Source organism: Leptotrichia sp., assembly GCF_057270615.1.
Genome location: NZ_DBHIXN010000073.1, coordinates 1 through 7,715, shown reverse-complemented (window position 1 = coordinate 7,715; position 7,715 = coordinate 1). Strand labels below are relative to the sequence as shown.

The 7,715-nt window shown below is 27.3% G+C and carries 11 protein-coding genes and 1 pseudogene; all 12 read left to right on the top strand.

Features of this window, described 5'->3' with window-relative positions:
* Positions 1 to 204 (top strand): annotated as a pseudogene (locus tag ACO409_RS09700) (precorrin-6y C5,15-methyltransferase (decarboxylating) subunit CbiE); the annotation flags it as partial.
* 77 nt (positions 205 to 281) lie between these two features.
* Positions 282 to 848, top strand: a complete 567-nt coding sequence (gene cbiT / locus ACO409_RS09695; protein ID WP_485556781.1) for a precorrin-6Y C5,15-methyltransferase (decarboxylating) subunit CbiT — start codon at positions 282 to 284, stop codon at positions 846 to 848.
* A 198-nt stretch (positions 849 to 1,046) separates the two neighbouring features.
* Positions 1,047 to 1,625 (top strand): hypothetical protein, encoded by a 579-nt coding sequence (locus ACO409_RS09690; protein WP_485556779.1) that lies wholly within the window; start codon positions 1,047 to 1,049, stop codon positions 1,623 to 1,625.
* Positions 1,626 to 1,758: 133 nt separating this feature from the next.
* Entirely contained in the window at positions 1,759 to 2,130 is a 372-nt protein-coding gene (locus ACO409_RS09685) for a DUF488 domain-containing protein (RefSeq protein WP_485556777.1), read from the top strand.
* Positions 2,131 to 2,254: 124 nt separating this feature from the next.
* Positions 2,255 to 2,950, top strand: coding sequence for a precorrin-2 C(20)-methyltransferase (gene cobI, locus ACO409_RS09680; RefSeq protein ID WP_485556775.1), 696 nt, complete (start codon positions 2,255 to 2,257; stop codon positions 2,948 to 2,950).
* A gap of 36 nt (positions 2,951 to 2,986) precedes the next feature.
* Positions 2,987 to 3,670 (top strand): hypothetical protein, encoded by a 684-nt coding sequence (locus tag ACO409_RS09675; RefSeq protein ID WP_485556773.1) that lies wholly within the window; start codon positions 2,987 to 2,989, stop codon positions 3,668 to 3,670.
* Positions 3,671 to 3,723: 53 nt separating this feature from the next.
* On the top strand, positions 3,724 to 4,137 hold the full coding sequence (locus ACO409_RS09670) for a DUF1016 N-terminal domain-containing protein (RefSeq protein WP_485556771.1): 414 nt from the start codon (positions 3,724 to 3,726) through the stop codon (positions 4,135 to 4,137).
* Positions 4,138 to 4,153: 16 nt separating this feature from the next.
* Positions 4,154 to 4,822: a hypothetical protein gene (locus tag ACO409_RS09665; protein ID WP_485556769.1), complete on the top strand. Its 669-nt coding sequence runs from the start codon at positions 4,154 to 4,156 to the stop codon at positions 4,820 to 4,822.
* Between the two features lie 31 nt (positions 4,823 to 4,853).
* Positions 4,854 to 5,615, top strand: coding sequence for a precorrin-4 C(11)-methyltransferase (cobM, locus tag ACO409_RS09660; protein ID WP_485556767.1), 762 nt, complete (start codon positions 4,854 to 4,856; stop codon positions 5,613 to 5,615).
* An 86-nt stretch (positions 5,616 to 5,701) separates the two neighbouring features.
* Positions 5,702 to 6,388 (top strand): hypothetical protein, encoded by a 687-nt coding sequence (locus ACO409_RS09655; RefSeq protein ID WP_485556765.1) that lies wholly within the window; start codon positions 5,702 to 5,704, stop codon positions 6,386 to 6,388.
* Between the two features lie 91 nt (positions 6,389 to 6,479).
* Positions 6,480 to 7,142: a hypothetical protein gene (locus ACO409_RS09650; protein WP_485556763.1), complete on the top strand. Its 663-nt coding sequence runs from the start codon at positions 6,480 to 6,482 to the stop codon at positions 7,140 to 7,142.
* Positions 7,143 to 7,303: 161 nt separating this feature from the next.
* Positions 7,304 to 7,486: a transposase gene (locus tag ACO409_RS09645; protein WP_485556761.1), complete on the top strand. Its 183-nt coding sequence runs from the start codon at positions 7,304 to 7,306 to the stop codon at positions 7,484 to 7,486.
* The last annotated feature ends 229 nt before the right edge of the window (positions 7,487 to 7,715 follow it).

Genomic DNA, 7,715 nt, shown 5'->3' with positions numbered 1-7,715 from the left:
AAAATTGGATTATTGACTGATTTTAAAGAAAATACACCACAGAAAATTGCTCAAAAATTGTTGGAAAATAATTTTGAGAGTGTGGAAATTTTTGTTGGGGAAAATTTGTCTTATGAAAATGAAAAAATTTATCGTTTTAAGGTGAGAGAATTGGCAAACTATGAAGAGAAATTTGGAATGAATGTTGTGATTTTGAAAAAATAAAAAATGGTTAAAAGTTTTTGTAATAAAAATAAGGTTTTTAACAAAGTAAAAAATTAAATGTAAGAAGTGGAGAGAAAATGTATCATATAAAAGATAAGGACTTTATTCGTGGAAAAGTTCCAATGACAAAGGAAGAAATAAGAGCGGTGAGTATTGCGAAAATGGAAATTTCTGATGAAGATGTGTGTATTGATATTGGTGGTGGAACTGGCTCTGTGAGTATTGAAATGGCTAGATTTGCTAAAAATGGGCATGTTTACACGATTGAGCAAAAAGAGGAAGCCGTTGATTTAATAAAACAAAATATGGAAAAATTTGGGATAAAAAATATGACTGTAATTTCTGGAAAAGCACCAGAAGATTTACCACAAGGAATAACTTTCGACAAAGTGTTTATCGGTGGTTCAGGTGGAAACTTATCAGAAATTATCAATTATTCTTATGAAAATTTAAAAGAAGGCGGAATAATTGCTTTGAACTTTATCGTTTTAGAAAACACATTTGAAGCACTTGAATGTTTGAAAAAATCAAAGTTTGAGGATATTGATATTTCTCAAATAATTGTGGCAAAAAATAGAAAAGTAAAGAATTTTAACATGATGATGTCAGAAAATCCGATTTATGTGATTTCTGCGAGAAAATAATATATAAAAAAACCACTTGTAAGATACTAGAAGGTGGTTTTTTTTTGAAAATTCTTTCATAGTTTTATCATAAATTTAAACTTTTATTAAATGGCGAAAGAACACTCGCAATTTTAGTTGTGAGATGAATTGCACGGAAATTTAGCATAAATAGAAAATATTACTTTTTAATTTTACTAACAAAAGGAGAAGTTTAAATTGGAATTAAGAAAAATAAAATCAATAAAACAAATTAGAAATATTTACAAATTATATCAAAATTCGTTTCCAAAAGAGGAAAAAAAGCCATTTGGATTAATATTAATTGGAGCATTAAGAGGGAATTTTGAAATTTTTTCAATCGAAAAGAAAAAAACTGATGAGAAAAATAGAAATTTATACGAGTTTAAAGGTCTTGCAATTACGTTGAAATATAAGGACTTAGTTTTGCTAGATTATTTGGCAATAATTAAAGAAGCTAGAAGTTATGGATATGGTTCTAAAACGCTATCTTTTTTGAAGGAATATTACAAAAATTATCGTTTTTTTCTTGAAATTGAAAATACTGAGGATGAAAATGCCGAAAATTACGAAGAGCGTCAAAGTCGAAAGAAATTTTATTTAAAAAATGGATTTTTGCCATTTCCTTTCAATGTTGACTTATTTGGAATTGAGATGGAAATTTTAGGATATAATTGTTCTTGCGAATTTTCAGAATATCTTGAACTTTACAAAAATCAATTTGGTGGAATTATGAAAAAGAAAATTTCAGAAAATATTTTCTTGGTGGAAAAATAATTTAAAAAATTGTTGCATTATCGAAATATTTGTATAACAAATATGGTATAATATTTAAAGTAAATTCATAAAAAACAATTGACAAATAGTTGTAATCTTGATAAGATTTTTGATTTTAGAAAAGGAGGGAGCTATGAAATTTGAAATTAAATGGAAAAGAGCTTATGAAAAAATTGGAGAAGCAGATGGTTTTAGAATATTAGTCGATAAATTATGGCCTCGAGGGTTAAAAAAGGAAAATGCGAAAATTGATTATTGGGCAAAAATTATTACGCCATCGAAGGAATTAAGACAAAATTATCATAAAGGAATTATTGATTTTGAAAATTTTTCTGAAAAATATAGAAAAGAATTGGAAGAAAATTCGGATTTTGAGGAATTTGAGGGTATAATATTGGAAGAGTTGAAAAAGGGAAATGTGACAATGGTTTATGCGAGTAAAACTCCAGAGTTGAGCCATATTCCTGTATTAAAGGAATTTATTGAGGAAAAGCTGGGAAAATAGTTGAAATTTAAAAAATATTTTATGTGGTAGATAGAAAAAGTCTGAAAAAAAAGAAGTTAAATAAAAAAATGAGTAAATTTTTTAGTAAGATAAATAGGAGAATAAAAGGAAAGGAAAATGAAATATGAAAAAAGGTAAATTTTATGGAATTGGAGTTGGAGTAGGAGATCCAGAAAATATAACGGTTAAAGCAACAAAAAAATTGCATGAGGTGGATGTAATTGTATTGCCGGAGGCAAAAAGTGGAGAGGGAAGCACGGCTTTTAATATTGTAAAAGAGTATGTGAAATCTAATGTAGAACAAATGTTTTTGGAGTTTCCGATGATAAAAGATGTGGAAGCGAGAAAAGTTTTTAGAAAAAATAATGCTGATAAAATAAGTGCTGAATTGGAAAAGGGGAAGAATGTGGCATTTTTGACAATTGGAGATCCGATGACTTATAGCACATATACTTATGTTTTGGAGCATATTGCAGATGATGTTGAAGTGGAAACGGTTGCTGGAATAACGTCGTTTAATAGCATTGCAGCTAGACTAAATGTGCCTTTGATGATTGGCGATGAAGATTTGAAAGTGGTGTCTGTCAATCGAAAAACTGATATTTACAAGGAAATTGAAAATAATGATAATTTAGTTTTGATGAAAATAAGCAGAAATTTTGAGAAAATTAAAAAGGCGATAATTGAAACAGGAAATAAAGAAAATGCTGTAATTGTTTCAGATTGCGGGAAAGATAATGAAGTCGTTTATTGGGATATTGAGAGTGTGGAGGAAGTTCCTTATTTTTCGACGATGATATTGAAAAAATCAGGGTTTTAAAAATTAAATTTAAGTATTAAGGAGAACGGAATTATTATGAAAAAAATTTTATTTATTTTGTCATTTATAGTGGCAATTCAAGGAATGGCAGAAACAATTGTAAAAGGAACTTACGATACAAAAAAGAAAAGATATGTAGAATTGAGTCAAGATTTTGTCAAAGAAATTAAACTCGATTTTGTACTGCCAAGTGATAAAAAAGATTTGGTGACTTACAAAACTGAAAATTTTGATATTGTAGTAAGAAAAAGTGATTTGTTGGAATTGTATAATAAGAATAGAGATAAAAAAGAAAAAAATATAAAAGATAGTATTTCGGATAAAGATAAAAAATTGGATTATGTTCGTAATTATATTGCTGAATTGGTAGAAAACAATAGGGCAGTTATTTATGAAAGAAAAACAAAAAAAGAAATAAAAAATATTGTAAAGATAAAATATAATAACAATACTTATTATGATGCTGGAAGAGGTTCAAATTACGATGGTTATAAATTTTATACAGACAAAAGTTTGTCACAGGAAATCATGAAATTTGATATTATAACTCAATTTGGAGTTGCACTTCACAGCAGTTTGGGAGATAATCCATATAATAGAGAATTGACAGAAAAGGAAAAAGAATACAGAGAAAAAAATGGAAATCATTTTGAAGAATTAAAAGAACTGTATAAGAAAGCGGTTCAAAATCCGAATATGGAACAAAAAATTAGTTATTAGTAAAAAATATTTGATAAGTTATTTTTGAAATTAATATAAATAGGGGGAGAAAAATGAGTAAAATTAAAAAAGAAATTGAGAGTAGTATGGTTTATTTGCAAATCAAAGAATTGATGGAAAATGCGAGAAAACAGGTGTCTGTAAAGATTAATAATATTCTTGTGCAGACTTATTGGGAAATTGGGAAAATTATTATAGAAGATGAACAGGGAAATAGTGAGAGAGCAGAATACGGGAAAAAACTTTTAAAAGAATTATCAAAAAAATTGACAAAAGAATATGGAAAGGGCTTTTCGAGATCTAATTTACAAAATATGAGGCAATTTTATTTGAAGTATCCAATTTGCCAGACACTGTCTGGCAAATTAAGCTGGTCCCATTATTGTGAGATTTTGAGTATATCTGATGATAAAGAAAGAGCATTTTATGAGAGAATAATAATTTATAATTTGATGAAAAACAAATAACGGAAAAAGAGAAAAAATGTTAGAAATAAAAAGAAAAATTTATGATGATAAGGATTGGTATGAAGAATACATTCAAGTTTTAAAAGACGGGAAAGAAATTCATTATGGTGAAAGTTTTGATTTGCCAAAATATGAAAATGGAAATTATATATTTTATTTAAATTATGGAAACATAGAATATTACAAATTTTTTAAAATTTATTTGAAAAAATGGAAAGATAAAATTTATTTTATTCCGAAGTATAATTTTTGTGATGAGAAGGTATATGGATATTCACCGTTGGAATTTTTGGAGAATGATATAAAAAAAATTTTAGAGAACAAGGAAGAAATTAATAAAATTAAGAAATTGACAATAAAGGATATTTTGTGTGAATGGGCATGTAATAGTCAGTTTAGAGAATTTTGCAATAGTTTTGAAGATTATCAGAAAAAATTGGTTAATGAAATTTATTTTGTGGATAACGAGATAATTAATAATGATATTTCAGGAAAATTTGAAAAGATTTTTGGAATGAAAAACAAAAAAATAGAAAAAATAAATGTTGAAGAAGTTGAAAAACTTGATAAAATATCCGTTTATCTTGAAAATGGGAAAGTCTGGGAAGCATTTTTTAAGAAAAATGAAAAAATATATTTGAATACAGGAATATCAGTAAGTTTTGAAATAAATGAAATATTATAAAAATAAAAAATATAAAAAAAGAGGTAATTTTATGAAAAAAGTATACTTCATAGGAGCAGGGCCTGGAGATCCTGAATTAATAACAGTAAAAGGACAAAGAATTGTAAAGGAAGCAGATGTCATAATTTATGCGGGTTCACTTGTGCCAAGAGAAGTTATTGAATGTCATAAAGAAGGAGCAAAAGTTTATAACTCTGCTTCAATGAACTTAGATGAAGTGATGGAAGTTACAATAAAAGCTCAGAAAAATGGGAAATTGGTTGCAAGAGTTCATACTGGGGATCCAAGCATTTTTGGAGCAATAAGAGAACAAATGGATATTTTGGATGAATACGGAATCGAGTATGAAGTCGTGCCAGGAGTGAGTTCATTTGTAGCTGCTGCTGCCGCAATAAAAAAAGAGTTCACATTGCCTGATGTGAGTCAAACAATAATTTGTACAAGACTGGAAGGAAGAACTCCAGTACCAGAAACAGAAAGTCTAGAAAGCCTAGCTTCACACAAATGTTCGATGGCAATATTCCTATCTGTACAAATGATTGATGAAGTTGTAAAAAGACTATTAAAACATTACGAGAAAACAACTCCGATTGCAATTGTCCAAAGAGCCACTTGGGATGATCAAAAAATCATTATGGGAACATTGGAAAACATTGCTCAAAAAGTGAAAGATGAAAAAATTACGAAAACTGCACAAATTTTAGTTGGAAACTTTATGGGGGACGAATATTCTAAATCTAAACTTTATGATAAGACATTTTCGCATGAGTTTAGAAGAGGGATTAAAGAGTAAAAATATAAAAATTTTTGAAAAAAAATAATATAAAAAAGTGTTATAATTTTTATAAAGAAAAATAAAAGATAAAGTGAGGAGAGTTTATGAAAAAATTATTATTTGTATTGATGTTGGCAGTAATGGGAAATGCACTTGCAGGGACAGCAGTGCAAAAAAATCGTAATACATCGATGAAGATGGTATCGGGAAGTGAGAAAAGTAAAATTGAAAGTGCCTTTCAAAAAGATATGGAAAATATTAAGAAAATGGTTGAAAGTCAGACTTTAGCAGTAGTGATTAAAGATTCTTTTAGTAATAATGCAGATTTATTATTTGACAAAGATTATAAAATTAGTGATTCAAATAAAAAAAAGATATTGGAAAAATTTTCTAAAGGATGTTCTGATATTTATCTGAAAAATATGAAATTAAGATTTGCTGTTAAAGAAATTAAATCTATTGATAATAAAAATGTTGAAGTAGTGTATGATGTAAAAATGAAGGATTTTGATAAGGCGTTCGAGGGAATGGAAAAAAGATTTGAAGAAAATGTTAAGACTAATGTTTTAAAAAAATCAGGTTATAAAAGTGAAGATGAAATAGAAGCTTTAATGGTAAAAAATGGAAATGAATCAGAAAAAGTTCGGATTTATGACATTATGGTGGATGAAATTTTGGATATTATGGAAAAAGCCTTGGAAAATGTAAATTTAGAAACAGTAATATCATCAAATGAAAAGGCAGTATTAACTGAAATAAATGGACAGTGGGAATTAAGCAATTTAAAATAAAAAAATTTAAGTTTTAATTTATTTGAAACTTTTTTCTAAAAATATGGTATAATATTGGCAGAAGAATAAAAAATACAATAAGGAGAAAAACATGAAAAAATTATTATTTTTAATTATGATGATAGTAGTAGGAAATTCTTTTACAGCAGGAATACAGGCAAATGAAGACATGGCAATAAAAAGAGCTCTTCAAAGCAGATTAAATTCCTTTTTTTTCACAATTGTAAATGAAGGAATAAGAGACAATGAGAAAAATCTTGAGAAGGAAGCGTATAACAAACTATTTAAAGATTACGTTATTAGTAATTCTTTAAAAAGAGAAATTGTTGAAAAATATGCAAGGGAAATTTCAAGAATTACAGCAGATGAAACAAAGTTAAAATTTGATGTGAAACAAATAAATTATCTTTCAAATGGTGAAGCAGAAGTAGTTTACGATATAAAATCCAAGAGTTTGAAAAGTGTTCCTGACATGATAGAAGTAGATGATGAAACAGAAAAAAGAATTTTGGAAAGAGCTAAAATGAGTAAAGGTGAACTGGAAGCAATTATGAAAGAAAAAGGAAATGAGCCTGCTAAACGAAATTATTACAATGTGGCAATTGAAGAAAGAATAAATATGTTTGAAAAAGAAGCTCAAAAAATTACTGGAGAAGAAGTAATATTAGAAAATTTACAAGCATTAATGGTAAAAGTAGATGGAAAATGGGAGTCAGAAAATTTGGAAAAAGCATTAAAAGGAATTAAAGACTAAATAAATTTGTTCAATACTATAAAAACTTGAAATGCAAAAATAAATATTATAAAGCAAAAGGGGGAGAGATCCCCCTGTTTTAACAAAAAGATAGCAATAGGTTGTAGGCTTTCTATAAGTGGGAGATGAATTGATTTTTTTTTGTAAAAAAAATTGAAAAAATGTTGGAGAAAAAATTACAAAAATCATTATCAAGAAAAGTAAAATTTTCTAAAAATTGGTATAGACAAAAAGTGAAAATATCAAAATTACATGAGTATATTAAAAATTGTCGAAGAGATTTTTTACATAAATTATCGAAAAAATTGTCTGAAGATTATAATGCTGTGATTTTGAGGATTTGAATATGAAAGGGATGAATAGTTCACGTTTTATTCTAAAGAAACTTTGCTTTGCTTTCTGATACAAGACATGTCTAGATTGAAAATATTGAAAAATTATAAAAAAAGTCTTGACAAAATCAAATTATTTTTGTATAATAACTAATGTCTGTAAAGGATAAAAGTATAAAGATGTTATTGGGCTGTCGCCAAGCGGTAAGGCACTGGACTTTGACTCCAGCATGCAATGGTT